The sequence below is a fragment of the Sulfurimonas aquatica genome, from assembly GCF_017357825.1.
Classification (GTDB): Bacteria; Campylobacterota; Campylobacteria; order Campylobacterales; family Sulfurimonadaceae; genus Sulfurimonas; species Sulfurimonas aquatica.
On sequence record NZ_CP046072.1, the window covers coordinates 1,758,108 to 1,783,399 of the forward strand.

26 protein-coding genes and 2 pseudogenes are annotated in these 25,292 nt (G+C 34.3%); 16 read left to right on the forward strand and 12 right to left on the reverse strand.

The genetic code is table 11. The features are described from left to right. Window positions 1–16: 16 nt before the first annotated feature. A complete protein-coding gene (locus GJV85_RS08345; RefSeq protein ID WP_207560934.1) occupies window positions 17–601 on the reverse strand; it encodes a c-type cytochrome in 585 nt (194 codons plus the stop codon). 134 nt (window positions 602–735) lie between these two features. Between GJV85_RS08345 and GJV85_RS08350 the strand changes: the two genes are divergently transcribed. From GJV85_RS08350 to GJV85_RS08375, 6 genes are read left to right on the forward strand one after another with little or no spacing between them, the layout of a single operon-like run. Next, entirely contained in the window at window positions 736–1,875 is a 1,140-nt protein-coding gene (locus tag GJV85_RS08350; RefSeq protein WP_207560935.1) for a succinyldiaminopimelate transaminase, read from the forward strand. Further along, window positions 1,868–2,374, forward strand: a complete 507-nt coding sequence (locus GJV85_RS08355; protein WP_207560936.1) for a hypothetical protein — start codon at window positions 1,868–1,870, stop codon at window positions 2,372–2,374. The genes GJV85_RS08350 and GJV85_RS08355 overlap by 8 nt, the downstream gene beginning before the upstream one ends. Window positions 2,375–2,378: 4 nt before the next feature. Next, window positions 2,379–3,692: a UDP-N-acetylmuramate--L-alanine ligase gene (gene murC / locus GJV85_RS08360; protein WP_207560937.1), complete on the forward strand. Its 1,314-nt coding sequence runs from the start codon at window positions 2,379–2,381 to the stop codon at window positions 3,690–3,692. Beyond that, on the forward strand, window positions 3,692–4,021 hold the full coding sequence (locus GJV85_RS08365; protein ID WP_207560938.1) for a hypothetical protein: 330 nt from the start codon (window positions 3,692–3,694) through the stop codon (window positions 4,019–4,021). The genes murC and GJV85_RS08365 overlap by 1 nt, the downstream gene beginning before the upstream one ends. 17 nt (window positions 4,022–4,038) lie before the next feature. Next, the gene (locus tag GJV85_RS08370) at window positions 4,039–6,234 is read left to right on the forward strand and encodes an endonuclease MutS2 (RefSeq protein WP_207563178.1); all 2,196 of its coding nucleotides are present in this window, start codon (window positions 4,039–4,041) and stop codon (window positions 6,232–6,234) included. Then, complete coding sequence (locus GJV85_RS08375; RefSeq protein ID WP_207560939.1) at window positions 6,231–7,433, forward strand: BaiN/RdsA family NAD(P)/FAD-dependent oxidoreductase; 1,203 nt, start codon at window positions 6,231–6,233, stop codon at window positions 7,431–7,433. Before GJV85_RS08370 ends, GJV85_RS08375 begins: the two co-directional genes overlap by 4 nt. On the opposite strand, the gene GJV85_RS08380 is transcribed toward GJV85_RS08375, so the two are convergent. Further along, window positions 7,426–8,028: a hypothetical protein gene (locus GJV85_RS08380; RefSeq protein ID WP_207560940.1), complete on the reverse strand. Its 603-nt coding sequence runs from the start codon at window positions 8,026–8,028 to the stop codon at window positions 7,426–7,428. The genes GJV85_RS08375 and GJV85_RS08380 overlap by 8 nt on opposite strands. A 120-nt stretch (window positions 8,029–8,148) precedes the next feature. Between GJV85_RS08380 and GJV85_RS08385 the strand changes: the two genes are divergently transcribed. The 8 genes and pseudogenes from GJV85_RS08385 to GJV85_RS08415 all read left to right on the forward strand — a co-directional run bounded on the left by GJV85_RS08385 (window position 8,149) and on the right by GJV85_RS08415 (window position 12,506). Next, window positions 8,149–8,703, forward strand: coding sequence for a LemA family protein (locus GJV85_RS08385; RefSeq protein WP_207560941.1), 555 nt, complete (start codon window positions 8,149–8,151; stop codon window positions 8,701–8,703). A 3-nt stretch (window positions 8,704–8,706) separates the two neighbouring features. Then, window positions 8,707–9,666, forward strand: coding sequence for a DUF3137 domain-containing protein (locus tag GJV85_RS08390; RefSeq protein ID WP_207560942.1), 960 nt, complete (start codon window positions 8,707–8,709; stop codon window positions 9,664–9,666). Further along, window positions 9,663–10,193: a YtfJ family protein gene (locus GJV85_RS08395; protein WP_207560943.1), complete on the forward strand. Its 531-nt coding sequence runs from the start codon at window positions 9,663–9,665 to the stop codon at window positions 10,191–10,193. The genes GJV85_RS08390 and GJV85_RS08395 overlap by 4 nt, the downstream gene beginning before the upstream one ends. Beyond that, a complete protein-coding gene (locus GJV85_RS08400; protein ID WP_207560944.1) occupies window positions 10,194–10,979 on the forward strand; it encodes an EI24 domain-containing protein in 786 nt (261 codons plus the stop codon). A gap of 49 nt (window positions 10,980–11,028) precedes the next feature. After that, window positions 11,029–11,226 carry a hypothetical protein gene (locus GJV85_RS13695; RefSeq protein WP_242689775.1) on the forward strand — a complete coding sequence of 66 codons (198 nt, stop codon included), beginning with the start codon at window positions 11,029–11,031 and terminating at the stop codon, window positions 11,224–11,226. Between the two features lie 30 nt (window positions 11,227–11,256). Beyond that, window positions 11,257–11,763, forward strand: a pseudogene (locus GJV85_RS13700) (hypothetical protein); the annotation flags it as partial. Beyond that, entirely contained in the window at window positions 11,764–12,051 is a 288-nt protein-coding gene (locus GJV85_RS08410; protein ID WP_207560945.1) for a hypothetical protein, read from the forward strand. It abuts the pseudogene before it with no gap. 95 nt (window positions 12,052–12,146) lie between these two features. Continuing rightward, entirely contained in the window at window positions 12,147–12,506 is a 360-nt protein-coding gene (locus tag GJV85_RS08415) for a hypothetical protein (RefSeq protein WP_207560946.1), read from the forward strand. A gap of 16 nt (window positions 12,507–12,522) precedes the next feature. Here the strand turns inward: GJV85_RS08415 and GJV85_RS08420 are convergent, their stop codons facing one another. The 8 genes from GJV85_RS08420 to GJV85_RS08455 all read right to left on the reverse strand — a co-directional run bounded on the left by GJV85_RS08420 (window position 12,523) and on the right by GJV85_RS08455 (window position 20,616). After that, window positions 12,523–13,560 carry a GGDEF domain-containing protein gene (locus GJV85_RS08420; protein ID WP_207560947.1) on the reverse strand — a complete coding sequence of 346 codons (1,038 nt, stop codon included), beginning with the start codon at window positions 13,558–13,560 and terminating at the stop codon, window positions 12,523–12,525. An 80-nt stretch (window positions 13,561–13,640) separates the two neighbouring features. Beyond that, the gene (locus GJV85_RS08425; RefSeq protein ID WP_207560948.1) at window positions 13,641–14,759 is read right to left on the reverse strand and encodes a sensor histidine kinase; all 1,119 of its coding nucleotides are present in this window, start codon (window positions 14,757–14,759) and stop codon (window positions 13,641–13,643) included. A 10-nt stretch (window positions 14,760–14,769) separates the two neighbouring features. Beyond that, window positions 14,770–15,471, reverse strand: coding sequence for a LytR/AlgR family response regulator transcription factor (locus GJV85_RS08430; RefSeq protein ID WP_207560949.1), 702 nt, complete (start codon window positions 15,469–15,471; stop codon window positions 14,770–14,772). Next, window positions 15,452–16,462 (reverse strand): sensor histidine kinase, encoded by a 1,011-nt coding sequence (locus GJV85_RS08435; protein ID WP_207560950.1) that lies wholly within the window; start codon window positions 16,460–16,462, stop codon window positions 15,452–15,454. Before GJV85_RS08435 ends, GJV85_RS08430 begins: the two co-directional genes overlap by 20 nt. After that, on the reverse strand, window positions 16,455–17,876 hold the full coding sequence (locus GJV85_RS08440) for a phytoene desaturase family protein (protein ID WP_207560951.1): 1,422 nt from the start codon (window positions 17,874–17,876) through the stop codon (window positions 16,455–16,457). The genes GJV85_RS08435 and GJV85_RS08440 overlap by 8 nt, the downstream gene beginning before the upstream one ends. Next, window positions 17,876–18,817 (reverse strand): ferrochelatase, encoded by a 942-nt coding sequence (hemH, locus tag GJV85_RS08445; RefSeq protein WP_207560952.1) that lies wholly within the window; start codon window positions 18,815–18,817, stop codon window positions 17,876–17,878. The genes GJV85_RS08440 and hemH overlap by 1 nt, the downstream gene beginning before the upstream one ends. 80 nt (window positions 18,818–18,897) lie before the next feature. Further along, on the reverse strand, window positions 18,898–19,716 hold the full coding sequence (locus tag GJV85_RS08450) for a thiamine-phosphate kinase (RefSeq protein WP_207560953.1): 819 nt from the start codon (window positions 19,714–19,716) through the stop codon (window positions 18,898–18,900). A gap of 81 nt (window positions 19,717–19,797) precedes the next feature. Next, the gene (locus GJV85_RS08455; protein ID WP_207560954.1) at window positions 19,798–20,616 is read right to left on the reverse strand and encodes a TIGR01777 family oxidoreductase; all 819 of its coding nucleotides are present in this window, start codon (window positions 20,614–20,616) and stop codon (window positions 19,798–19,800) included. 258 nt (window positions 20,617–20,874) lie between these two features. Between GJV85_RS08455 and GJV85_RS08460 the strand changes: the two genes are divergently transcribed. Further along, the gene (locus GJV85_RS08460) at window positions 20,875–22,704 is read left to right on the forward strand and encodes a sensor histidine kinase (RefSeq protein ID WP_207560955.1); all 1,830 of its coding nucleotides are present in this window, start codon (window positions 20,875–20,877) and stop codon (window positions 22,702–22,704) included. 111 nt (window positions 22,705–22,815) lie between these two features. Here GJV85_RS08460 and trpB read toward each other — a convergent pair. Further along, window positions 22,816–24,033, reverse strand: a pseudogene (gene trpB, locus GJV85_RS08465) (tryptophan synthase subunit beta). Further along, complete coding sequence (locus tag GJV85_RS08470) at window positions 24,026–24,544, reverse strand: flavin reductase family protein (protein WP_207560956.1); 519 nt, start codon at window positions 24,542–24,544, stop codon at window positions 24,026–24,028. The pseudogene trpB and the gene GJV85_RS08470 overlap by 8 nt, the downstream one beginning before the upstream one ends. Window positions 24,545–24,750: 206 nt before the next feature. Between GJV85_RS08470 and GJV85_RS08475 the strand changes: the two genes are divergently transcribed. Continuing rightward, the gene (locus GJV85_RS08475) at window positions 24,751–25,233 is read left to right on the forward strand and encodes an Hsp20/alpha crystallin family protein (RefSeq protein WP_207560957.1); all 483 of its coding nucleotides are present in this window, start codon (window positions 24,751–24,753) and stop codon (window positions 25,231–25,233) included. Window positions 25,234–25,292: the final 59 nt, after the last annotated feature.

The following is a 25,292-nucleotide window of genomic DNA, read 5'->3' on the forward strand; positions in this document are numbered from 1 at the left end:
CAAAGAAAAGTATAAACTACTTTAACTCTGAAATATACTTAGATATTGCTTCTACTTCTTCTTCATTTAAAGCTGATGCATATGATTTCATGACACCTTTCATAGCTCCGCCATAACTTCCGTCTTTATAGCCATTAATAGCTAATTTTAACTTTTCACTACTCCAACCTTGAATAACTTGAGATTTTCCTAGTGCTTTTTTCTGTGCATTTAAGCCATGACATGAAGTACATTTTGAAAATAGTTTTGAGCCATCGACAGTGCTCTTATTTACTATTCTTATCTCTTCTTTGACTACTTCTACTTGAACTTTTTCAACTTCAACTGCAGGTTTTTTAAGTTTTTCAGGAGCCTTTTCTATTACTTTTAGAGTTGTTTCCTTAGTTACTTCATCTAGATTTTCCTTCACTTTTTCACTTATATTTTCTACTACGTCTTTAGTAACTTCTTTTGTTTGTTCTATCAGTTCTTTTGGCTTTTCATTCAGAACTTTAGATATTTGAGTACTCGTATTAACTACTTCTTTTTCTAGTGAAGTCGATTTTTCTTCACTACATCCAAGTATAAAAATTGATATCACTACCGACAATACTAATTTCATTTTAAATCCTAATATTATAATTTGGATAATTATACTGTAGTTTTAAAATTTCTCACATTAAATATAAGACTAGTAAATACTAAAATAAGTATTTTTAGGTATAATTCCATTAATTTAACTTAACGGTAAAACTCATGAACTTTGAACCATATCCATTTGAAAAACTAAACAATTTACTTAAAAATATCACACCAAATAAAAATTATGAACCATCAGTTTTAACTATTGGTGAGCCTCAATTTGAAACGCCAGAATTCATTCAAAATTCTTTAGCCAAAAATGCATCCCTTCTTAAAAAGTACCCAAAAACAACTGGGGAAGAGTACTTAAGAGAAGCTATTCTTTCTTTCATTGCTAAAAGATTTAATACTAACTTGAGTGATGAGCAGATTATCCCTACATTTGGAACAAGAGAAGTACTGTTTAACTTTCCTCAATTTTTACTTTTTGACAAAAAAAATCCAGTAATGGCATATCCAAATCCTTTTTATCAAATCTACGAAGGTGCTGCTATTGCAACTCGTTCAAAAGTTATACATCTAAACCTTACTCAAGAGAACAATTTTAAACCTCTAATAGATGAAGATGAATTAAGCAGTTGTGATTTAGTAATATTAAATTCTCCAAATAATCCAACGTCATCAACACTCTCTATTGAGGAGCTTGGAGAATGGGTGAAACTTGCACTTAAGTATGACTTTGTACTTTTAAATGATGAGTGCTACAGTGAAATCTATACAAATGAGCCTATTCCTTCACTCTTAGAAGCTGCTACTTATGTTGGCAACACTACTTTTAAAAATACTATAGTTATAAACTCTATCTCTAAGCGTTCTTCCGCTCCAGGTCTACGTTCAGGATTTATTGCAGGGGATGAAGAGATACTTGCTGAGTATATGAAATATAGGACCTATGTTGGTTGTGCATCTCCTCTGCCGCTCCAAAGTGCAGCAGCTGAAGCTTGGAGTGATGAAGCTCACGTTGCAGCTTCAAGAGAGGTCTATAAAAGAAACTTCCAACTTGCTAAAGAGATATTAGGCACAGAGATACCAAATGCTACTTTTTATCTTTGGTTAAAAGTGAATGATGCGTTAGAGTTTACAAAAAAACTCTATGAACTTTACAATGTTAAAGTACTTCCTGGTGAGTTTTTAGCACGCCAAAGTGCATCTCAAGAAAATCCGGGTGTAGGATTTGTAAGAATTGCTTTAGTCGAAAGTGAACTCAAAACAAAAGATGCGTTAACAAGAATCAAGGAGTGTTTAAATGGCTAGAAGTGAAGAAGAGCTAAAAACAGCAGTACTAGAGGCTCAGACAGCTTCAGACATAGCATCCCTATATGTTTTAGAACAAGAAGTGTATGAAGTATTTGATGAAGATACACTTAATGGTTTTTATGCATATATCTTAGATTTAGCACTTGAAAAATTAACTGATACTCTGGAGTCACACCGTAAAATGGATATGAAAGAGGTTCAAGACTTTGCAACAACTAGAGCACTATATGAGTATGCGATGGAGCACTACAGTGCTGGTGATGACAAAGACGCAGCTGCACTTTTTGAAGTCCTCAGTGGTCTAACAAATGATGCCAAGTTCTCTTCATCACTTAAATTACATTGGGCGGCAGCTACAGAAAATCTTAGTCTAGACAACTTTCTCTCTAAAATAGCAGACCTAGATGAGACAGAAAAAATGGGCACTTTTTATATTTCAGAATTTCAAAAAGAGGCACAGGAATTGCTAGATAATTCCCAAACAAAGGGAGAATAGCTTAATGAAAATACACTTTATTGGAATTGGTGGGATTGGGATTTCTGGTCTTGCACAATATATGCATTTTAAAGGTCATGAAGTAAGTGGATCGGATATTAAAGATACCATTATCACACAAAAGCTTCGTCTATTAGGTATTAAAGTCACTGTTCCTCACTCAAGTGATGCTATTACTAACCATGACCTAGTAGTCCATTCTGCTATTATCTCTCCTACAAATCCAGAAATCGTAGCGGCAAAAGCAAAAGGAATTGAAGTTCTTGCTCGTCGTGAAGCACTACTAAAAATTCTAGACGATAAAAAAGTTTACTCAGTTGCAGGTGCTCATGGTAAAAGTACTACCACGGCTATTTTAACTTCTATAATGAATGGCTCAGCAATCATAGGAGCTGAATCAAAAGCATTCGGTTCAAACGTCCGCTATGATGAAACTACGGATGTTATGCTTTTTGAAGCAGATGAGAGTGATGGAAGCTTTGTTAACTCAAACCCTTACTGTGCTCTTGTTATAAATGCGGAACCTGAGCATATGGAGTACTATGATTATAATCATGAGAGATTTTATGACTCATACAAAACATTTATAAAATCAGCAAAGTTAAAAGTTTTAAACGCGGAAGATCCATTTTTAGCAACCCTTAAAGATGAAGTAAATGCCGAGTGGCTTTACCCTTCAGTAGATATAACTGAGCTAGAGTACGTACTTATCAATAATGAACCACACACAAGATTTAGATTTCGCGAGTATGGCACATTTGCTGTTTGGGGTTTTGGTAAACATATCGCTCTTGACGCGGCTCTAGCTATACTTGCTGCAAAAGAGTCTATGGATATTGAAGATATAAGAGAGAATCTATTATCATTTAAAGGCATCAAAAAGCGCTTTGACATTGTAGGCTTTGAAAAAGATAGTGTTATTATCGATGATTATGGACATCATCCTACAGAGATAAAAGCAACATTTGAATCTGTCAAAGAGTATGCAATGCTTAAAGGTTTTGATAAAATCACAGCAATTTGGCAACCGCATAAGTACTCTCGTACCATTGATAACCTTGATGCGTTTATACAGTGCTTCGAAGGTGCTGGCGAACTTATCATACTTCCTGTATGGGCTGCAGGCGAAGCTGTGCGTGACATTAACTTTGAAGACAAGTTTAAACAATACAATCTTACTATGGCGGATAAAATTACAAGAGCCAATAATACCATCACTGTAGTAAAAGATGAAAAAAATCTTGAAACACTTGACCGTGGCCTTATCATAGGCTTTGGTGCAGGTGACATTACATATCAAATAAGAGGTACCGCTTAATGACTTATATCGCAGGTCTTGTAGTTATAGCACTTTTCTTTTTAGCGCTACACTATTTTACAGAACTTAATCATATGGAAAAGATAAATGTAACTATAATTGTTCTCTCTATATTAGCTATTATAGTCATGTATAATGAGTATAGTCAAAGTCAAAATGAAAAAATGATGGATGCTACACTTAGATTTGATCAAAACAAAACTATACAATGTGATGGCGTTGACATAAATAAAACAAACTATACACTCAGTGTAGGTACATACACATTTATCGGTAAAGAAAACACTCCAAATTACAATAAAATGATCAGCGCTTCAACTTGCGAGTAGATACAAACAGATCAAAAATCGAGTTACTAATAAATCAACTCGATCTAAACGAACACATAGAACAGTTTCAAAGTTTCTTCTCTCGTGAACACTCTCTCTATATAGAGGGTGATCAAGAGCTTCACTTCAAGTATATTAAATCATTAGACAAACTAGAGTTTAAAGCCCCTCCTAAAGTATCGGACTTTACAAATATTAAAAATCATCTCAAGAAGCATGGTGTTTTGAATTTTGAGCAGATTTTTGAAATAGTTAAAGTTGTAAGATATTTTAGGTACTTTAAAAATCGTGAATTAGATGGCATTATTGGTGAATGGATGAGTAAGTTTATCATTGATGTTAAATTTACTGAAGTTGAGAAGTATTTTACCAATGATGGAAAATTTGAAGAGAATCTAGATGAAACTCTCTTTGGTTTGAGTGCAAGAATCCAAGAACATAGAAATAATATGTCTGGTGCACTTAAACGCATGATGAGTAGTTCAAAACTTGCTGGCTACCTTGTAGATACACAAGTGCATTTCATAAATAATGAAGATTGTCTTTTAGTTCGTGGTGGCTTTAACCATGTTCTAAAAGGTGCGGTAGTTGGGCGTTCTACTGGTGGTTTTTTCTATGTTTCACCCGATAGTATTTTAAAATCAAAAGAGCAGATTCGCTTTATAGAACAAGAGAGAGAGGCCATCTTTTATGAGTATGCCAAAGAGTTCTCAGCGAAACTCGCCGAACTTCAACCTTTTATAAACTTCATAGACAAAGAGTTTACAAAGTTTGATAATTATCAAGCGAGGGTTCTCTTTGCTAAAAGCAAAAACATGCAGCTTGTTAAGAGTAAAAATGACTCAAGAATAGTTTTGAGTGGATTTGTGCACCCTGCCCTGCATAATGCCAAACCCATAACAGTAGATTTTACTAAAAACATCTTAATGATTACGGGTGTAAACGCCGGTGGTAAAACCATGTTACTGAAGTCTATACTCGCTTCTGCATTTATGGCAAAGTATATCATACCGATGAAACTTGACGAGCATAAATCTCATATTGGCTCTTTTAAAAGTGTTCTTGCTATCATAGACGACCCACAAAATGTTAAAAATGACATCTCAACCTTTGCTGGACGTATGCAGGAGTTTTCTCGTATATTTTCAGAAAGTAAAGCTCTTGTAGGTGTTGATGAGATAGAACTAGGAACCGACAGTGATGAGGCAGCAGCTCTATTTAAAGTTATACTTGATGATTTAATTAAACGCGGGCAAAAAGTAGTTGTTACCACACACCATAAACGCCTAGCCGCATTAATGGCAGATCGTGACGACGTTGAGCTTATGGCTGCCATCTATGATGAAGAACAACGTAAGCCTACTTATGAGTTTATGCAAGGCATCATTGGTAAGAGTTATGCATTTGAGACTGCTAGTCGTTATGGCATAAACAACGCCATCGTTAAAGAGGCTAAAGCGGTTTATGGAGACAACTCGGAAAAGCTCTCTCTACTGATAGAGCGCGGTTCTCAGCTTGAACGTGAGCTCAAGCAAAAACATAAAAAAGTGGATGACAAGTTAGAAGAGCTAAGACTCAAAGAGCTTCATATAAAAGAGACAAGAGAAAAGAATCTTAAAGAGCTTGAAGAGCAAAAAGCGGCACTTAAACGCAGCTACGATGTAGCTATTAGTGAAGCCAAATCTGCTGCAAAAGCTGGTGACACCAAAGCTATTCATCGCGCTATGGACAAGGCAAATAAAAAACTTCCTCCTCAAAAAGAAGAGCTTATTAAACGCCATGAAAAGTTTAAAGTTGGAGACAGTGTCAAGTACCACTCGCAAAGCGGTCTTATCATCTCGATGAAGGGCGAAAAAGACGCGACTATAGAAGTCGACGGTATGCGTGTACGCGTAAAGACTAAACATCTCAAACATACTCAGATTCAAAAGATAAAACCAAAAACAGACGTAAAAGTTCAGGTAGAGAAAAAAGCTGGTCTCAAGTGTGATTTACACGGTATGAGAGCGGATGAGGCTTGTGATGAGCTTGATAAGTTCATCAGTAACGCACTTATAAATGGATGGGATGAGATTATCATCTATCATGGTATAGGAACAGGAAAGCTCTCTTTTGCAGTTAAAAACTTCCTCATTGCTCATCCAAGCGTGAAAAAGTTTGAAGATGCACCACAGCACTTAGGTGGTTTTGGAGCGAAGATAGTCACTTTATGAAAAACATAGCTATCATCGGTGCTGGAGCATCTGGTCTTCTTTGTGCAATTCTCTGTGCAAAAGCATCTTGCAAAGTTACAATATATGAGCAAAACTCAAAACCTGCAAAAAAAATTCTTGTCTCAGGGAATGGCCGCTGTAATATTACAAATAGAAACTTAGGCATAAACGACTACTTTAGCGATAATCCATCTTTTGTAGAGTATGCGTTAAAAGAGTTTGGATTTAAAGAATTTTCTAAACTGATGAGCGAACTTGGACTCTTACTAGACGTAAAAGAAGATGGTAGAGCCTATCCACTTAGTAACGAAGCAAAATCAGTGGCTAAACTCTTAGAAGATTATGCAAAAACTCTAGGAGTCACTATTTTACTTGACACTAAAGTAGATGATATTAATAAACTACTAAACAAATATGATTCTGTTGTTGTTGCAACTGGTTCACGAGCGGCTTCTCACCTTGGTGGTAACAATGATGGAGAAGAGTTTGCCAAAGAGTTTGGGCATAACGTTATTAAAGCATACCCATCGCTTGTTCAACTTCACATAGACTCTAACTGTGCTCATAAAATGAGTGGAGCAAAGATAAACGCAGAAGTAACCCTACTTATAAATCATAAAAAAGATATCAGCTCTACGGGCGACCTTCTCTTTACCAACTATGGTGTTTCAGGATTTTCCATACTTGACATATCTCAGCGCGCAAGTCAATCTCTATTAAATTATGAAGTGGTAGATATATCAGTCAACCTGCTTCCATCTTTTAATATGCAAAAACTCTCTACTCACATACTTAACGTAGCCTCTTTAATGCCCGAGTTTACCATTTTAGACATTTTAGTGGGACTTATTCCCATAAAAATAGCAAATGGCTTACTAGAAGAGCTAAAAATATCTAACGCCACTAAAGCAGATACTATCCATACAAAGATGGCTAAAAGAGTAGCAAACGCCATGCTAAACTGGCGCTTTACTATCAGTGATACACATGGATTTCGTCATGCAGAAGTAAGTGGAGGAGGAGTTGACACACTAGAGGTCAATCCAAAAACAATGGAATCGCAAAAGAGAAAAAACCTCTACTTTTGTGGAGAAGTTTTAGATGTAGTTGGTCGGCGTGGAGGCTTTAACTTTGCCTTTGCATGGGCAAGTGCATATGTTGCTGCAAATGCCATAAGTGCAAAAAATCACTCTAAATAAAACTTAAACCTTTAAATGTAAGTTTTGTATATGGAGTCTCTTTGTCAGCCATAACTGACACATCCCCTAAGACAGAGCCATTAATAAGTGTAACTGAACTAGAAAATGATTCTGCTAAATGAACAAAAGCCAAAGAGTACGGCATACAGATCTCTGATATCTGCTTTTTCATAATTATCTCTACACTAATATTTACTAGCTCTTCATAAATTATCTTATTTGTCGCCCTTTGAAGTCTATACTTTTTCATATAGCTTATGTTTTTTTCAAGTACGTCTTTTTCAATATCATTTAGATGTTGCTGATCATCTACATCATCAAGTTCATCTTCTATTTTCTTTTTGTAAGCATCAATTTTTTTGTCATAAACTTTTTCAAAATCTGGTCGAAGTCTTTTAAGTAAAGCAAATGTCTCCTGCTCATCAAGCTCTTTATTTGTAGTAATGGTAGCACTCGTATCTGACTCTATTTTTTCTAAAAAAGCCAAAATATGTGTTGCGGCTTGAATATATACATATTTATCTTCCTTGCCTATACTAAAGTCAACTCCTCTCACACTTATAACTGGTTTGTTTCCAACATATTCTAAATGCAAAATAATTCCTTTTTATTTATTATAACTGTTTTATTACTTAAGTAGTGAAAAAAACTGCTTAATAAACTACTATTAAAAAATAAAAAGATAAACTATCTAAGATTGAAAAAAGGACAAGATATGTCAACACCACTCATTATACTCATCGTATTAGCTATTATATTGGTACTTATGTACAACTCGCTTGTAGCCAAGAAAAACCAAGTCGATAACATTTTTGCTAGTGTAGATACACAGCTTAAAAAACGCTATGACCTTATACCAAACCTTGTTGCTTCAGTAAGTAAGTATATGGAACATGAAAAATCTATTTTACAAGAGGTTACAAAACTTCGCGCAGATGCAAATAAACCAAATATTAGTGATAAACAAAAAATTGCTCTTGATGCACAGGTCACTTCAGCTCTTGGCTCCATTATGATTGCAGTTGAAAACTACCCTGAACTCAAAGCAAATGAAAATGTCATGCATCTTCAAAGCTCTTTAAATGAAGTAGAAGAGCAGATCTCTGCAGCAAGAAGAGCTTACAATCAGGCAGTAACGGATTACAATAACGCTATTGAGATGATACCTACAAACTTTATGGCGAACATTATGAACTACAGAGAAAAAGAGGTCTTTGTAATTAGTGAAGGTGAGAGAACAAATGTAGATGTAAAAGAGCTCTTTAACTAGCTTATGAAAACAACAAGTGAGCTTACTGATTTTTACTATAAAACACTTTTTCCTACACTTGAGACACTAGAAGAAGATAGAAAAAAACTTCGTCAAAAAATCATTAAAGTTGGAGTTTTTTATACCTTCATTGTAGTTCTTCTTAGTTTAGTATTTCTAAGCTCTCACATCAACTTTGACATCATTGTCTTTTTACTTTTTGCCTACATCGGTATTGGTCTGTTTATATATAAAATGCTGATAAAAGATTATACAAAAGATTTTAAACATAGTGTAATCGAACCTCTTATAAAAGAGATAGATAGGAACCTCTCTTATACACCAGAACTTTGCGTAAGAGAACATACCTTCACTCGATCAAAACTCTATAAAAAGCATATTGATAGGTTTAGGGGAAATGATTATGTTCGAGGGACTATAGATGGTATAGACATAGAGTTTTCTGACATTCATGCTGAATACAGAAGTAAAAACTCTAAAAATAAGAGCTGGCATACCATCTTTCAAGGTCTTTTTATTGTGAGTGATTTTCATAAGCATTTTAAAGGTGAGACAATTGTCCTTCCAGATAATGCACAGAGTACTTTTGGAGACCTTATCGGTAACTGGTTACAGTCAAATAATTTTGCAAGAGACGAGCTCGTGAAAATGGATAACCCCGAGTTTGAAAAAGAGTTTGTTGTTTACTCTAACGATCAAGTAGAAGCAAGATATGTATTAACCCACACTCTTATGCAGAGACTTCTTATATTTAAAAAACGCTCTGGTCATCCACTTGGAGTATCTTTCATAGGTGGAAACATCTACATAGCTATAGAGTATAACAAAGATCTATTTGAGCCGTCTATATTTCATTCACTATTAAAGTATAAAATAGCGATGGAGTATGTCTCAACTTTACACCTTGCCATAGGCATCATCGAAGAGTTAAAACTCAACCAAAAAATATGGAGCAAACAATGAAACTAAACAAAGTACTTACAGGACTTCTACTAGGGAGTCTCATCTCACTCAATCTAAATGCCGTCACCATAGGTCAAACGCCAAAGTTAGTATCGATATCTGATGATAACGGTGGTCTTGTAGAAGATGGTAGTGTATGGTCATCAAGCATCATTACTGATAAAGTATATGTTATGTTTTATGTTGATCCAGATGAAAAAGACGTAAATGAGCACTTTTCACAAGCACTTAAAGCAAAAGAGTATGACAAGAGTCGTTTTGGGAGTATGGCAATTATAAATCTTGCCGCAACGTGGAAACCAAACTTTGTTATAGAAAAAATTCTAAAAGGAAAACAAGAGGAGTTTCCAAGAACGATTTATGTAAAAGACAAGAGTAGCGTTTTAGTAAAAGAGTGGGAACTGGCTGATGACGCGTCAAACATACTTCTTTTTGCTAGTGATGGAAAGCTTCTTTTTTACAAATCTGGAAAGATGCAAGAAGACGACATGAATAAAGTATTTAAACTAATAGAAGACAATATATAGATGAATAGCGAAAACAGTACACTCGCTCTTAGTTTAAGAGACCTCTTTACAGGTAAGATGATAAAGTACTCTCTCATGCCATTTATCTTAAGCATGCTTGTTATGTATCTGCTCTTTTTTGTAGTTGCTGGAGTTGGTCTTGACCAACTTGGTTCTATGGATGTTCAAAGTTCTCAAACTACCATAGAAAATGGCATACCTCATACTGATAGTTTTACAGCGTCGCTTGAGGGAACTGCACTTATAAAGTTTTTGATGAGTAATGCCATCACTTCTTGGATAGCAACCTTTTTAGTCTATACGATAGGGAGTTTTTTAACTCTTTATCTTTCTATCTTTGTAGCACTTATTATCATAGGATTCTTAACGCCAATAATCCTTAAAGAGTTGCACTTTAGACACTACCAAGACGTAGAGATGATTGGTCACTCAAACGTAATAGAGTCTATCTTTTTGATAATTCGCTGGGTAGCTGTAATGCTCATAATGTTTATAGTTTTTATTCCTCTATACTTCATTCCATTAGTCAACGTTATCGCGTTTAACTTTCCTCTTTATTACCTTTTTCATAAAGTAATGACTTATGATGTCTCATCAACTATCTGTACAAAAGAGGAAGCTATGCAGATTAAGTTTTTTCATGCTACTACATTGAGGCTTAAAACACTAGGTCTTTATCTTATATCTCTCATCCCTTTTGTAGTCTTTTTTGCTACTGTTTTTTATGTCATCTATTTAGGGCATAGCTACTTTTTAGAAACAAGAAAAATAAGATCAGAAGCTTAAACAGCTAATTTTAACTGTATAACTTTTGGCAAAGCATAAAGATAAATAGATGCAAGAACAGATATATAAAATAACTCCTGAGGTGATTGATGATGACATCTCTTTTATTCATCTCATTGCAAGCCTACCCGATCACTCATACTATTGGAGTGATGAGTGGTCTGCTGATTTTTATATATCTTTAGCAAAACGAGGCTTTATTTGTGTCTCGCATGATTATGAGGGTTCTCTTGTTCTGTTGCCTTAGTTACAATTAGAGTATGGTGTACTTGAGTTTGAAAACCTTCATATTTCCAAAAAAGTTAAAACTCTTATAAATAAACAACACTACTCCCTTAGAATCAACACAAGATTTAATGATGTACTAGATCAATTATCCTTGCATCATGAACATAATTGGCTAAGAGGTAGCTATATTACTCTGCTCAAGAGTTTAGACAGAGATAGAACAAGTAGAGATGACTTTATCATTAACTCCATAGAGTTGATTGATAATGAAACAAATCAACTAGTCGCTGGTGAGGTTGGATACTCCATAGGGAGTGTCTACACTAGTTTAAGTGGCTTTAGTTCTAAAGAGAAAAAACACAATAATTCGGGAACACTGCAGATGGTTCTTTTAGCCCAATATTTAGATGAAAAAGGTTTCTCTTTTTGGAATATGGGACATCCATATATGGAGTATAAAAAGAAGTTAGGCTCTATAACTTACGATAGAGAAGCATTTCTACAAAAATACTTAATAGCCATAAGTAAAAGTACGATTCATCTTAAAGAGACTTAAATGGAATATGAATTTGAAGAAGATGCAGAACCTACTTGGCTAGTTAAACAGCGAGAAGATGCTTTACTTGCTGAGAATGCTTATGCAATAAATGAGAAGATTATCTATAAAAAAGGTGATCAAGTTGGAAACTTCTTATTTGTGCAATACAATAAGGCAAAAAACAGGGCTACATTCGAGTGTCAAGAGTGTGGCAGAAAGTTTACTTATAATATTTATGCCATAAAAAATAAAAAGAGATGTAAGTGGTATAAATTTCATGATAAAAAATTTTCTCAAAAAACTTAAAAAATTATTCTACCAATATATAGAGCTAAATTGTTAATAATTAAATGGTTAAAATTACTTTGAAATAATATTTACAAAAATTTTAAGGAATAAAGATGCCACTCTCAAAAGAAGAAAAAAACAAAGAAGAGATTAACAAGTTTTTAAAGCATAACGACATAGATCCTACTGACCCGATGAGTTATAAAAATCTATATGGAACAGCATACTATGTGGGTGAGAGTAGAAAGTTTGCAGAACCTACAAGAATCAACTTCAATATTCTTAGCAGTAGTGATATCAATGTTTCTCTATATGAGATAAACGATATTGAATTTGTAAATGCCTTTAAAAGTAAAGAGCAAACATTTATATTTGACGAAGAGCATGAGACTCTTACCATTACCGGAAATGATACTCAAAAACATAATGAAGATTATAAGGTAGTTATAAACAGTCTCTTTCCAGATCTTTAAAATTTAAATAACTAAACTATTTAAAAGAGACACAGTTTTTACCTTTTGATTTTGCATCATACATCGCTAAATCCGCTCTCTTTATCAATGATTCTACAGAGTCATTGATGCTATCAAACTCACTTACACCAAAACTACAGCTTAGTTTTATGCCATGCTTACAATTAATAGATTCAACAGTAGCTCTTAACTTCTCAGCAGTTAAAGCGCACTCTTTTATATCTGTCATTGGAGTTACTATGAGAAACTCTTCTCCACCCCATCTTGCTATGCTATCTGTATCGCGTAGTTGATCTTTTACTGTCTGTGACAATTTTTTAAGGACATTATCTCCACTCTCGTGTCCTAACCAGTCATTTATCTTTTTAAAATCATCAATATCAAATAAAATTAATGAGAGTTTTGTTTTGTATCTCTTAGCTTTGTAGATCTCTTTATCAAGGATCTCATTTATTTTTCGTCGATTATATAACTTCGTAAGTGGATCTATATTTGATAAAACCTCTAATTTTTTATTTGAATTTTCAAGTGCAATTTCAAGAGTTGCGATCATGATAAACAGTACAATAGATGATATTGCCAATCTCCAAAATGAGACACTACTCCATTCACCATGTTCCCATATACCTATACCCTTATATGCAAGAGTAAACATTAAAACGAAATAAAGAGTACTCACTATAGCACCCCTCTTAACGCCAAGTAAAATTATACTTACAACAGGAAAGAAGTGAGCCCAGACAAGCCCAAACTGCTCATTTTTGTTTAAGTAAATAAAAGAGAGAAAAAATATAAAAAGAATGAGAACTAGTATGTTAACACTTCTATGTATAGCTCTATTTAATCGTAAATCAAGAAGAAGAAAAAACATTAAAACTGCAGTTATTATATTTAGCAGAGAAACATTAAACTTCTCAAGGATAAAATAGTTAAAACTAGAAAAAAATGCAAATATAACTGAACCGAAAATTAGAAAAACATTCACAATGATGTAAATTCTATTGAGACGATTATCATCTGACTTAAAGTCAGGCATAAACAAATTATTTATCAATTCAAACCTTTTATTAGTGTTTCTATCATATTACTTTATTATAATAACAGGAGTCTTAGATTCTGCTTTTAGCCAAGTAATTATTTTAAAGGAAGCAGTATAGAAAATCTAGTACCAGTATCTCCATCAAGTGAGACATTTATTTCGCCCTTTAAGCGAGTAATGATTTTTTTAACTATATAAAGACCAATCCCTGTTCCATTTGCACCTTTAGAAGAGACATTATTCTCAAAAATCTTCTCGATTGGAAACATTTTTATTCCTCCTGCATTATCAATAATATCAATATTGATAAATGAGTCCTTCACCTTTAGTTCTATATCTATTTTTCTCTTGATAGATTTATTTTGCATAAGAAATGCATCTCTAGCATTTGAGAGTATATTAAGTATAACTTGCTTAAACTCATTTTCACTGCCATTTACTTCTAAGCTATCTTCTACAGATGAAAACTCAACAGAGATGCTCTTACCCATTAACTCATCTTGCATTAAGATTAAGGTCTCTTCTATAGACTTGTTGATATCAAATGAATTATAAATATCAATGGGACGAAGAAAGTTTTGAAATGAACTAATTGTCTCATTCATAAAAGTAGTCTGTTCTACTATTGTCTCAAGAGTAGTTTGTAAATCTTCTACCCTAAAATCTTTATCAATTTTTCTTAGTAACCTATGAGAAAGTGCATGAATAACACTAAGTGGCTGCTTCCACTGATGAGCCATAGCATTCATAAGCTCACCTACGGTAGCAAGTTTACTCTGCTGTAAAAGTAGTTCTTCATTTTTTTGAGTAAGTTTTACTTTAGAAGTTATGTCTGTTTGAAAAGAGATAAAATAATTTAGCTCACCCTTGTCATCAAAAATAGGAGAGATATTCCACTCAACATAATATTCAGAGCCATCTTTTTTATAGTTAACCGTAGTTCCTTCAAAAAAAGTTCTCTCTTGAAGTGCTTTTTTAAGTCTATCTATTACTGCCCTATCAGTATTTTCACCCTGAAGCATTTTAGGGTTTCTTCCTATTACTTCTTCATATGAGTAGCCAGTCTGCTTTATAAATGCAGGGTTTACATATATAACAAGAGGATTGTCTACATCTGCACTTGTTATTACAACTGAACTATAACTCTGCTCAAACGCCATGAGAGAAATATTTTTTAATGAATCTTCTAAAATATTTTTAAAGTTGTTTTGCATCTGTAAATCCTTATATCTTAAACTGTTCTCGGAATGCTTTAGCCCCATCTTTACTTGACTCGATAGTTTCAGAGCAGTTTGCAAAACTAAAGCGGAGTTTACTCTGCTCTATTGTCTCTATCTCTTTTATCTCATCTATATTTATAAGATAAGAACGGTGAATTCTTACAAAGTTATATGCCTCAAGTTTTTTTTGCAAGTCTGAAATTTTTTGGGCATAGTAAGAAAAACCCTTAGCACTTCGTATCATTACTTCTGAAAGGTCTGCTTTTACATAAAAGATCTCTTGAGGTTTGAGAAAAAGATAACTCTCACCAGTTTTACTTAAGATACGTAACTCCTCTTTTTCTTGAGACTTTACACTACTTTTAACCCTGCTTACACTCTCTTTAACCTGCTCTAGACTATAAGGCTTAACCAAATACCCAACAGCACCAATATCAAAAGCTTTAAGGGCATGTTCTTCATATGCTGTTTGAAAGATTATAGATATATTTTCATCCAAGTACTTCAACTCATAGGCAAGTTCTAGTCCACTCACTTGTGGCATGTTTATATCTAAAAAAACAAGGTCATACGAGCTATCTTTAAATGCGCTTATCGCTTCATCTGCACTACTTGCTTCTTCAACCTCATTAAACTCTAAAGTATTGAGCATACGCTTAAGCCTTGCTCTTGCTAACTCTTCATCATCAACTATTAGTATTTTCACAGCACTCTCCCAAATCTATATAAAACAAAGACCTCTCTAAACTCTCAACACTTAAAGAGCCTTTACATAAAAGTTCTAAACGCTGGTTAAGATTACTTAACCCTACTCCAAAACTCTTTTTTTGCATAGCTAAGCCATCATTTTCTATCTTGATAATTTTATGTCTCATATCAAAAGAGAGTTTTATGTTTAAACTCTCTTTATTACTTACAAAGCTGTGCTTAATGGCATTTTCCACTATGAGTTGCAGAGAAAACTTAGGAACACTCCAGCGAGGGATCTCTCCTGTTATCTCTAAATGAATCTTATCTGAAAAACGTATATTTTCAAGTTCTATATACTCACCAACATTTTTAATCTCATCTTTTAAAGTTAAAAGGGCCTGCTCATTCATCGTATTTCTCAAAAAAGAGGAAACTTTTAAAATAGCCATCTCCGCCTTATCTTTGTCATGATGGATAAGCTCGGCAATAGAGTTAAGTGCATTAAACAAAAAGTGAGGATTGAGTTGCGTTTCAAGTGAACGCAAACGACTCTGAATATATTCATTATCAATAACATCTTTTTGATTTCTCATCTTGACAAACCTATAAAGAAGTGCTCCAACAATATAAGTCAAAATACCGATAAGTATAGAGATAATTACAATTTGCTCACGAAATGCTGGTATGAGTTCTATGCTAATGAACTCAGCAATGTAAATACCAACCATTGTTCCCAAAAAACCAGAGAGAAAAGAGAAAACTATAGATAGAGGTAGCCAGTAAACTTCTTTGAGTCTTGGTAGGATATTTTTGTTCATATAAGAGATAAAAACAAGAGAAAAAGTAGTGATACTAAAACCCAAAATCACTCCAAAAAAAGCCCCATCTAACCAAGGATACTCTAAAAGTATATAACCTAAAGAGGACATAAACATTCCAAAAAATACGCCTATGATGAGTATGTAGATCCAATCACGGGACTTTATGTGTAGCGCTATGTTATACATTTAAAAGACTCTTTAAGTTTTTTACGCCAAGCATAACTCCTGGCCAACCCTGTGCCGCATAAACACTATCACCTACATTATAAACGCCTTTAATAGGAGAGTCATTTGATGGTAAAAATGGAAGAAAGTTTTTCATAGTGATAGCATTTCCTCCGAGTTGAGTTCTGTTTATGTAGCGTTTAAACGTTAAAGGAGTAGCACAAAAACTATGGACTATCTCATCTTCTTCAATATCTAAACTCGTTAAAACTGTCTGCATAAGTATATCTTGAAGTACTTTTTTTTGAGCTTTATAGCTCTCTTTATTTTGCCAAAACCTTACATCCGTATGCAAAGATATAGTTAGGCTATAGTACCCCTCAGCTACAATGCTATTGTCACTTGCATCAGAAAAAGAGACAAAGAGAGCTTTTGAAAGGGAGTGTGGAAATAGCTCCTCTTTTATAATCTGGTAATGATGTTCAAACTTTTTTTTACTTTTTATAGTCATATAGAGCATAAAAGAGCTCTGATGATTATTGAGTTTTTCATACTTTTTATAGTAGTCTTTTATATCACTATCTTCAAATAATTTCGCACTATCATAAACGGTTGAGTTGAGTATAATCTTTTTTGCTTCATAAATCTTACTCTTAGTATGAAGTTCAAAATGAGTTTCTAATCTTTTTATCTCTTTTATTTCACAATTTTTATACAGATGTTCTATATCTTTTGTCAAACCATCAAAAATGGCACCAAGTCCACCTACTGCATAATGGTTATCATTAAACGTATATCCAAGTGAGAGCGCGCCTGTAAAAAAGTTTATCTCTTTAGTTGGAGCTTGCGCGACTATAAGGATTTGGGACTCTAAAAACTGTAAATACTCTGCGTCTATACCATCAAAAATCTTATCTATAAAGTCATAAGCATTGATGCGTAGATACTTTTGAAACTTAAGAAAAAGTGGTATAAAACTTAGCAGGGATTTTGCTTTTTTAAAAATATTTGAGTTTGAGTAGTAGTGCCCACTCATTTTATAAAACTCACTATTTATCTCATACACAAGTTCCCAAAACTCTCTATTTTGAGAGTTTGGATAGTTAGTGTTTAGTGTATGAAAAAACTGCTCAAAGTTACTATAACGCGGGGTAACCTTATCATTTTGAATGATGACTATAGAGGGGTCTGTTGTTATAAGATTTGGCTTAAAACCTATCTCGTCAAATATCTCTTTGACGATAAAACCCTCTTCGTATCCAGCGAGGGTAGTCGCTCCAGTGTTGTAAGAGTAGCCCTTATTAGAAAACGTAGAACTACACCCTCCAAGATAAGGCTCCTTCTCAAACAGCGCTACGCTATGACCTTTGGCGTTTAAAAGCGCAGCTATGGAGCTACCGCCAACGCCAGAACCAACTACGCCATATTCAAACATTAACTTGCCTTCATATCTTCATAGATATTTGTTAAACACTTTACAAACTCAGGATGATCATTTGGAGCTTTTGCAACTCTATACTCTTCTAAACCCAACTCTTCGGCTATCTCTCTATACTCTATTTCAAGCTCAAACTCCGTCTCTGAGTTATCTACGGTAAACGCGATAGGAAACAGAATAACTTTTTTCTTCTTTAGGGACTTTAGTTTGTCGTCTAAGTATGGTGTTATCCACTCAAGTGGACCCAAACGCGACTGATAAGCTAAGTGAGTATTATAAAAATCCACCCCTGCATTCATAAGCGCTTTTCTTGCATGATAGACATTATAGCGAATTTGTTTTTGATACACATCCCCTTTTTCTATAACCTTTTTAGGAAGTCCATGTGCTGAAAATATCAACTCATACTCCTCTGGGTCTTCTCCACTGAGTGCCTCTTTTATTCTCTCAACTATAGAGTTATTGTAGTACTTGTCATTGTAGTAGTCATATATTGTTTGCACTCTTGCTTTAATTTTGAGTTTATCAAAACTCTCATAAAGATCTTCATAGCTTGAGAGGGTCGTCGTAGATGAGTAGTGAGGATAAAGAGGAATGGCATAAAACTCATCTACATCACGAAGGTTTTCTAAAACGTCCTCAGCAAATGGAGGGGTATAACGCATCACCATATGAATACTCGCGTCTTTAATATTTTCTTCAAGCTTTTTAATTAACTCTTGTGTGTATCCAATAATAGGAGATTTTCCACCTATGAGAGCGTAATTATTTTGAGCGAATTCCGTACGAGAAAAAGTTATAAATTTTGCTATCATCGCTCGTATAGGTTTTGGCGCGCCAATGATGTTTTTATCATTAAACATATTTGTTAAAAAAACTTCTACTTCATTTAAATTATTTGGCCCACCCATATTCATTAGTAAGATTGCTCTTTTCATAAATACTCCTCAATTTTTATTTTATTTTATAAGATAAATGAGGTTTTTAGTAGGAGTAATTTGTCTGTTAATAATTTTTATTAAAAATGATGTGCCTTACATCTGTTTGTATATCTACTTCTTGATGCTGAGCCAAAAATTGTTATTTGTGTTCTTGTTTGTGCAGCTCTTCTAAAGATTGTTTTTTTGTCTCGCATATCAAACGCCACAAGCATTTCATACTCCTCTCCGCTACAAGCAAGAGATTTTTTTATCTTCGCGTTAAACTTTACGCCTATCTTATTTGCTTGTGTAATTTTGCTCAAGTCGCTAAAAAGGCCATCTGAGATATCCATTCCGGCTTTTAAAAATCTTTGAGATTTATATACAAAATCACTTCGAAGTTTAATATCTATAAACTTCGATTTTTTATGAATAGTGCCTAAATTAAAAAGTTTTTTTAACTCTTTTTGAGACTTTCCAAGCTCCCCCGTATATGCAAGAGCATATCCACTACGGACTTTAGTTCTAAGGAGTGGTTTATCAGTTTTAGATATCACCGTTATAGTAATATCAAGTTTTGTATTACTAATAGTATCACCACCTATAATCTCTAAATTATACTTTTTCGCCATATCTTTAAAGCCATTTGCCAAATCTCTCATATCCTCTTTAGACATTGTTTTTGGCATCGCTATACTTAGAAGAACATATTTTGGTATGGCATTCATAGCGATTGCGTCAGAGATATTTACTAGCATCGCTCTTTGTGCTACTTGGTAGTAACTCAGCCACTTTTTTTTGTAATGTACGTCCTCAAAAAAAGCATCTTTTGAGTAAACAAAGCCATCAATAACAGCCCCGTCATCTCCAATATGTCTGTTATCAAACTGTGATATAAAATAATTTTCTAAATTCAACTCTACCTCTTTAAATATATATGATGTGATTTTACAAAAAAACTAACTGTTTTAGTATAAATTATTTGTCTCTTTATAACTTTAGCCCAAAAGGTGTGATAATGAGGAGTCTATCTCTTCATACTTAAATTTAAATCCACTCTCGAGAAGTCGTTTTGGATAAACCTCTTTTGAAGCTGTTAAAACAGTAGAACCCTCACCAAAGAGAAGTTTTAACACAAACTCAGGAAGAGGCAGTATAGTCACTCTCTTAAGTTGTTTGCCTAAGGCTTTTGTAAAAGCATAGTTTGTCACTGGCTTTGGTGCCGTTGCGTTTATAATGCCAGTAATCTTTGACTCTAAGATATACTCATAAATTCTTACGAGATCCTCTATATCTATCCAAGAGGTCATCATTTTACCATTACCTATGACACCGCCAAGGCCCAGCTTAAAAGGAGTAAGCATTTGAGCTAGTGCTCCTCCTTCACTTCCTAGTATAACTCCAAAACGCACAATCGTAGTGGGCTTAGAGCATTTTCTAGCTTCACTTTCCCACTGAGATGTTAAAGAACCTAAAAAGTCATCCGCATAAGCTTCATAACTCTCATCAAACGCAGAGTCATTAGGGTAAGCACCTATAGCGGACGTAGAGATAAAGTGTTTTACTTCACTCCTGTTTATGGCGTTTACTATTTTTCTTGTTGTATCTACACGACTACTAAGTAAAAGTTCTTTATAAGAGTCGCTCCAGCGTTTAATGATTGGAGCACCTGCAAGGTTAAATACAGCATCAACACCTTCTAGTTTTCTAAGTATCTCATCTTCATCATCATCTCTCTCTATAATGACGTAATCTCTAAAGCTTTTTTTTAAGTAAGAGGCAACAAAACCATTGGCTCCACTGAGTGCTACTTTCATATCAAACCTCCATTATTTAAGAAGTATAGCTATTTATTTATACTTTTTGTAGTAATTGAGCATCACTTCATCATGGCATGGAGTTTATAGCTTTAGAAGAACCATCTCTATAGTGCGAAAAGCATAAGTGCTAAAATTTTCATGAATCTATTTTATGAAATATGTAAGTTTGTTAGTAGAAGATATATGTCAGTTCATCTATTTTTTATACGAACTTGAGTAAAGTTCGTGCAACGGATGTTAACTTAAGGCTAAATAGTGAATAAAATAGTATTAATTTTACTTATCTTCATATCATCACTGTTTGGAGAGAGTAACTTAGATATAAAAACAAGTTACTATCTAACAAAAGATGATCTAACGCTAGCTCAAATCAAACAAGTAAAAAACTTCATCCCTTCAAAAGGCGACAACTTTGGTCTTTTGAAGCAAAACTGTTGGCTAAAACTAGAACTCAAAAACCATTTAGATGAGATACAAACAAGAGTCTTCAAGTTTCGGTTTGCCTATATGGATGACATAACCCTCTATGAGGACGGTAAAACACCTCAAAAATATGGACGAACTAACAATTACAACAAGCAGATAAACTCCATTGACAACAACATCTTTAAAATCACCCTCACTCCTTTTGAGAAAAAAGTGGTATTTATAAAAATATCCTCTTCATACACCATAAAGACTTTTTTACAAGACTCTAGCCAAGAGGAGCACTTAAGCACTATATTTTTTCATAAAATGCTATTTTCTTTTTCTTATGGGATTCTTTTTGCACTTATTCTTTATAACTTTTTTGTTTGGTATAGTATAAAAATAAAGGTCTACTTATACTATGTACTTTTTCATTTTGTATTTTTACTTGGTATCATCTCTTGGACAGGTTTTGGATTTGAGTTTATCTGGCCAAATTATCCTCTTTTTAACTACTATAGCTATGGAATATTGGGAAATCTACTCTATGGCTTTCATATTTTATTTATAATCACCTATCTAAACGCCGAAGCCTATCTGCCTAAAACCACGTCTTTTTTAAAATCAATCGCATATCTATTTTTCTTTTTTAGTCTCACTTCTCTTTTGTACCAAGGAACTCTTTTATATGAACTTTTATCTATATTCTCAATGGTATTAACTCTAGTACTTATACTCTATATCTTTTTTATCAAAAAAGTACAGTTGGCGCTTTATATACTCATCTCAAACATTATTATCATAATTGGCAGTATTTTTATGGTTCTCTCCGATATGGGTCTAACAAATGGCTCGTTAATTATGGATTACTTTTTCGTGTGGGGTGCTTGTGTTGAAGTCATACTCATGTCCTTTGCATTGGCTTACAAATACAAAGACTTAGAAGATGAAAAAGAGAGTGAGAAACTCATACGAATACAAACACAAGAGATGCTTATAAGTAAACATAAGCTCTCAACTCTTGGCCAGATGATGAATAACTTAGTCCATCAATGGAGACAACCCCTATCTCAAATAAACTCTATCGTACTTAACATCGAAGATGACTTTTTCAATAAAAAGTTAGATGAGGTAAGACTCAATGATAAGTTAAACGACATCGAGGCAACCACAACATATCTATCACAAACTCTTAACGATTTTAGGAACTTCTCCATAAATGAAAAAAACCAAAGTAAGTTTTTGATTAAACCACTCATAGAAGAGGTACTCTCAATTATAAACTTTACAATAAATATAAATGATATAGAGATAGATGTAAGCTACTCTAGCTCAGATATTTACATAGTATCAAATAAAAATGAGCTTTTACAAATCCTTATGGTCATTCTCTCTAATGCTAAAGACGCACTCATAGAAAATAAAACTAAAAACCCAAAAATAAAGATAGAGGTAATACAAGAGCAAGAGAGCATCACCATTGAAATATCAAACAACGCCGGAGCAATTCCTGATGAGATAATAAACGAAATATTTGAGCCATACTTCTCTACAAAAAAGTTCGAAGATGGAACTGGTTTAGGTCTACATATCGCTACATTAATTGCCGACAAATTAGACATCTCTATCAGCGTTAAAACCTTAAAAGAGTGGACTCTCTTTAGTATAAAAATTTAAGCTTAAAACTTCTAACTTGCCCTTAGGCATTTATCTTTCTTTTTATAAAACATATTATAAAACCAAGAACTGGGGTTTTCTCATATATGTTTGAGCCTACATCTCAAGAGTCTATATGCTCTTTTGCTCTAAAAGCTCCATTGCTTGCACCATGTCTTTATCTCCGCGACCTGAGAGACTCACTATAACCGTTTTACCCTCAATCTGCTCTTTTGACATCTTTTTGAGATAAGCGATTGCGTGAGCGCTTTCAAACGCAGGGACTATTCCCTCCGCCTTAGAGAGCCATACAAATGCGTCCATCGCTTCTTTATCCGTTATGGAGTCATATTTCACTTTACCCTGCTCCATCAAGTAGGAGTGTTCAGGCCCTATTCCAGGGTAGTCAAGTCCTGCACTTATAGAGTGTGCTTCGTTTATCTGTCCATCATCAGTTTGCAGAAGATAACTCAACTGTCCATGGAGTATTCCCGGTTTTCCAAGAGCTAGACTCGCGCCGTGTTCTCCACTCTCTAATCCATGACCACCAGCTTCAATACCTATACACTGAGTATCTTCTTCGTTGATAAAGTGAGCAAACATTCAAAGAGCGTTACTCCCACCACCGATGCAAGCTATGACGTAATCAGGAAGTCTAGAAGTTTTCTCTAAAATCTGCTTTTTAGCCTCATCGCTAATGACCGCTTGGAAATCTCTCACCATAAGGGGATAGGGATGTGGACCCGCGGCGGTTCCTATGATATAAAAAGTATCTCTAGCGTTTGTAACCCAGTGACGAATGGCGTCGTTCATAGCATCTTTAAGCGTTCTACTTCCAGATGTAACGGGATTTATCTTAGCTCCTAAAAGTTTCATACGAAAAACGTTTAACTCTTGGCGTTCAACGTCTTTTTCGCCCATAAACACTTCACACTCCAGTCCCATCAGAGCGGCTATGGTTGCAGTGGCAACGCCATGCTGCCCCGCCCCTGTTTCTGCTATAACCTTTGTTTTGCCCATGCGTTTGGCAAGTAAACCTTGAACGATGGTATTGTTAACTTTATGAGCTCCCGTATGGTTTAGGTCCTCGCGTTTAAGATAGATTTCGGCGTTTAACTCTTTTGAGAGTGAGTCCGCTCTATATAAAGGCGAGGGACGACCTACGTACTCTCTAAAGTAGTGATTTACCTCTGCCCAGAACTCTTTGTCAAAACGCACTTTTTTGTACTCTTGCTCTAGTTCAAGAAGCGATGGCATTAGCGTCTCGGGAACGTACCTCCCGCCAAATATGCCAAAGTGCCCTCTCTCGTCAGGGTCAAAGTCAAACGCCGTTGGAATATAATCAGCCATCTTCTCTTCTTGGTACTCTTTGTGGATTTTGTGACGTAGTTTCATAGTAGCCCTCGCCTGTAAAAAGGATTGGTTTTACGTCTTTTACGTCTTTGTTATGAATCATAGTAACTTCAGATATAAAAACGTCATGATCCCCATAGTTTAAAATGTCTATAACCCTACACTCATATATCATATAAGCCTCTTCAATGAGTGTCGCGTTTATAGTTTGCGCTTTTTTAGGCGTCAATCCCGTAGACTTGAACTTATCTCCACCATGCTCACTCCCACTCTTCTCAAAAGCTTCTATATATGAAAAGTCTAAAAAGTTTAAAGCAAACTGCTCATTTATATGCAGTAAGTCATATGACTTGTTCTCATCACGAACGCAAATGGCATAACATAGTGGAGATTTTGAGACAGGCATATGCCATGATAGTGGCATGATATTATTTGCAACACTTAGAAGTGCTGTTGGTCTTGGTTGTTTGTGACATGAAGAATCAAGTTTTGTTGTTGTGCTAAACATAAAAATATCCTTTAAATTAATAAAAGTATTTTACTAAGTATCAAAGTTTTTTCGTACGACTAATATGTCATTTCATACTTATTTTTTTAAAATTTCTCCTAATAAGTATATCTGCTACCTAGGGGGCAGAAGAGTTTTTATTTTTTATTTATACTTGAAGAGTAAAAAAATTTAGATGCCTCTAAAGGTGTTAAAAGGAGTTTATTATGAAAAAGAGTATGCTTTATATGTGTACTGCAGGTCTATTATTAGGTACGTCGCTCGAAGCGTTTTCTCTCTTTAGTATTGATACTACTCAAAGAGTTGAAAACAATAATCATATGATTAAAAAGTATGAAAAAGCCATTGAAAAGCTCAAGGCTGAAAACAAATACATACTAGAAGAAAAAAAGAAAAATCCTCAGCTTTACGAAAAGAAAAAGCTTTTTGAGGACTTAGACGACAGATATGTCTACAGAGTCAAACTAAATGGCTCCAAAGCGGAGGCCCTAAACTTTATGGTTAAAGATAGTGTCGTTTCTCTTAGTATGAATATGAAGCGTGAGGAGAAAAATGATAATGGCTACTTCTATAGCTCACAAAACTTTTCAAGCTCTTATAAGATTCCCTCGGACGTAGTCCAAGAGAAGATTGAACATAAAGTCGAAGGGGACTATTTTACAATTGTAATGCCTAAGAAAAAGATGTAAATTTGCAGTTTATAAAAAAAGATAAGGAGAATATGAGTTTATAAAAATAGTGTACAATT

Bases quoted from the DNA above. Each gene is read 5' to 3' on its own strand.
- GJV85_RS08345 (WP_207560934.1), bottom strand. From the start codon at position 601: ATGAAATTAGTATTGTCGGTAGTGATATCAATTTTTATACTTGGATGT.
- GJV85_RS08350 (WP_207560935.1), top strand. From the start codon at position 736: ATGAACTTTGAACCATATCCATTTGAAAAACTAAACAATTTACTTAAA.
- GJV85_RS08355 (WP_207560936.1), top strand. From the start codon at position 1,868: ATGGCTAGAAGTGAAGAAGAGCTAAAAACAGCAGTACTAGAGGCTCAG.
- murC (WP_207560937.1), top strand. From the start codon at position 2,379: ATGAAAATACACTTTATTGGAATTGGTGGGATTGGGATTTCTGGTCTT.
- GJV85_RS08365 (WP_207560938.1), top strand. From the start codon at position 3,692: ATGACTTATATCGCAGGTCTTGTAGTTATAGCACTTTTCTTTTTAGCG.
- GJV85_RS08375 (WP_207560939.1), top strand. From the start codon at position 6,231: ATGAAAAACATAGCTATCATCGGTGCTGGAGCATCTGGTCTTCTTTGT.
- GJV85_RS08385 (WP_207560941.1), top strand. From the start codon at position 8,149: ATGTCAACACCACTCATTATACTCATCGTATTAGCTATTATATTGGTA.
- GJV85_RS08390 (WP_207560942.1), top strand. From the start codon at position 8,707: ATGAAAACAACAAGTGAGCTTACTGATTTTTACTATAAAACACTTTTT.
- GJV85_RS08395 (WP_207560943.1), top strand. From the start codon at position 9,663: ATGAAACTAAACAAAGTACTTACAGGACTTCTACTAGGGAGTCTCATC.
- GJV85_RS08400 (WP_207560944.1), top strand. From the start codon at position 10,194: ATGAATAGCGAAAACAGTACACTCGCTCTTAGTTTAAGAGACCTCTTT.
- GJV85_RS13695 (WP_242689775.1), top strand. From the start codon at position 11,029: ATGCAAGAACAGATATATAAAATAACTCCTGAGGTGATTGATGATGAC.
- GJV85_RS08410 (WP_207560945.1), top strand. From the start codon at position 11,764: ATGGAATATGAATTTGAAGAAGATGCAGAACCTACTTGGCTAGTTAAA.
- GJV85_RS08415 (WP_207560946.1), top strand. From the start codon at position 12,147: ATGCCACTCTCAAAAGAAGAAAAAAACAAAGAAGAGATTAACAAGTTT.
- GJV85_RS08425 (WP_207560948.1), bottom strand. From the start codon at position 14,759: ATGCAAAACAACTTTAAAAATATTTTAGAAGATTCATTAAAAAATATT.
- GJV85_RS08435 (WP_207560950.1), bottom strand. From the start codon at position 16,462: ATGTATAACATAGCGCTACACATAAAGTCCCGTGATTGGATCTACATA.
- GJV85_RS08440 (WP_207560951.1), bottom strand. From the start codon at position 17,876: ATGTTTGAATATGGCGTAGTTGGTTCTGGCGTTGGCGGTAGCTCCATA.
- hemH (WP_207560952.1), bottom strand. From the start codon at position 18,817: ATGAAAAGAGCAATCTTACTAATGAATATGGGTGGGCCAAATAATTTA.
- GJV85_RS08455 (WP_207560954.1), bottom strand. From the start codon at position 20,616: ATGAAAGTAGCACTCAGTGGAGCCAATGGTTTTGTTGCCTCTTACTTA.
- GJV85_RS08470 (WP_207560956.1), bottom strand. From the start codon at position 24,544: ATGTTTAGCACAACAACAAAACTTGATTCTTCATGTCACAAACAACCA.
- GJV85_RS08475 (WP_207560957.1), top strand. From the start codon at position 24,751: ATGAAAAAGAGTATGCTTTATATGTGTACTGCAGGTCTATTATTAGGT.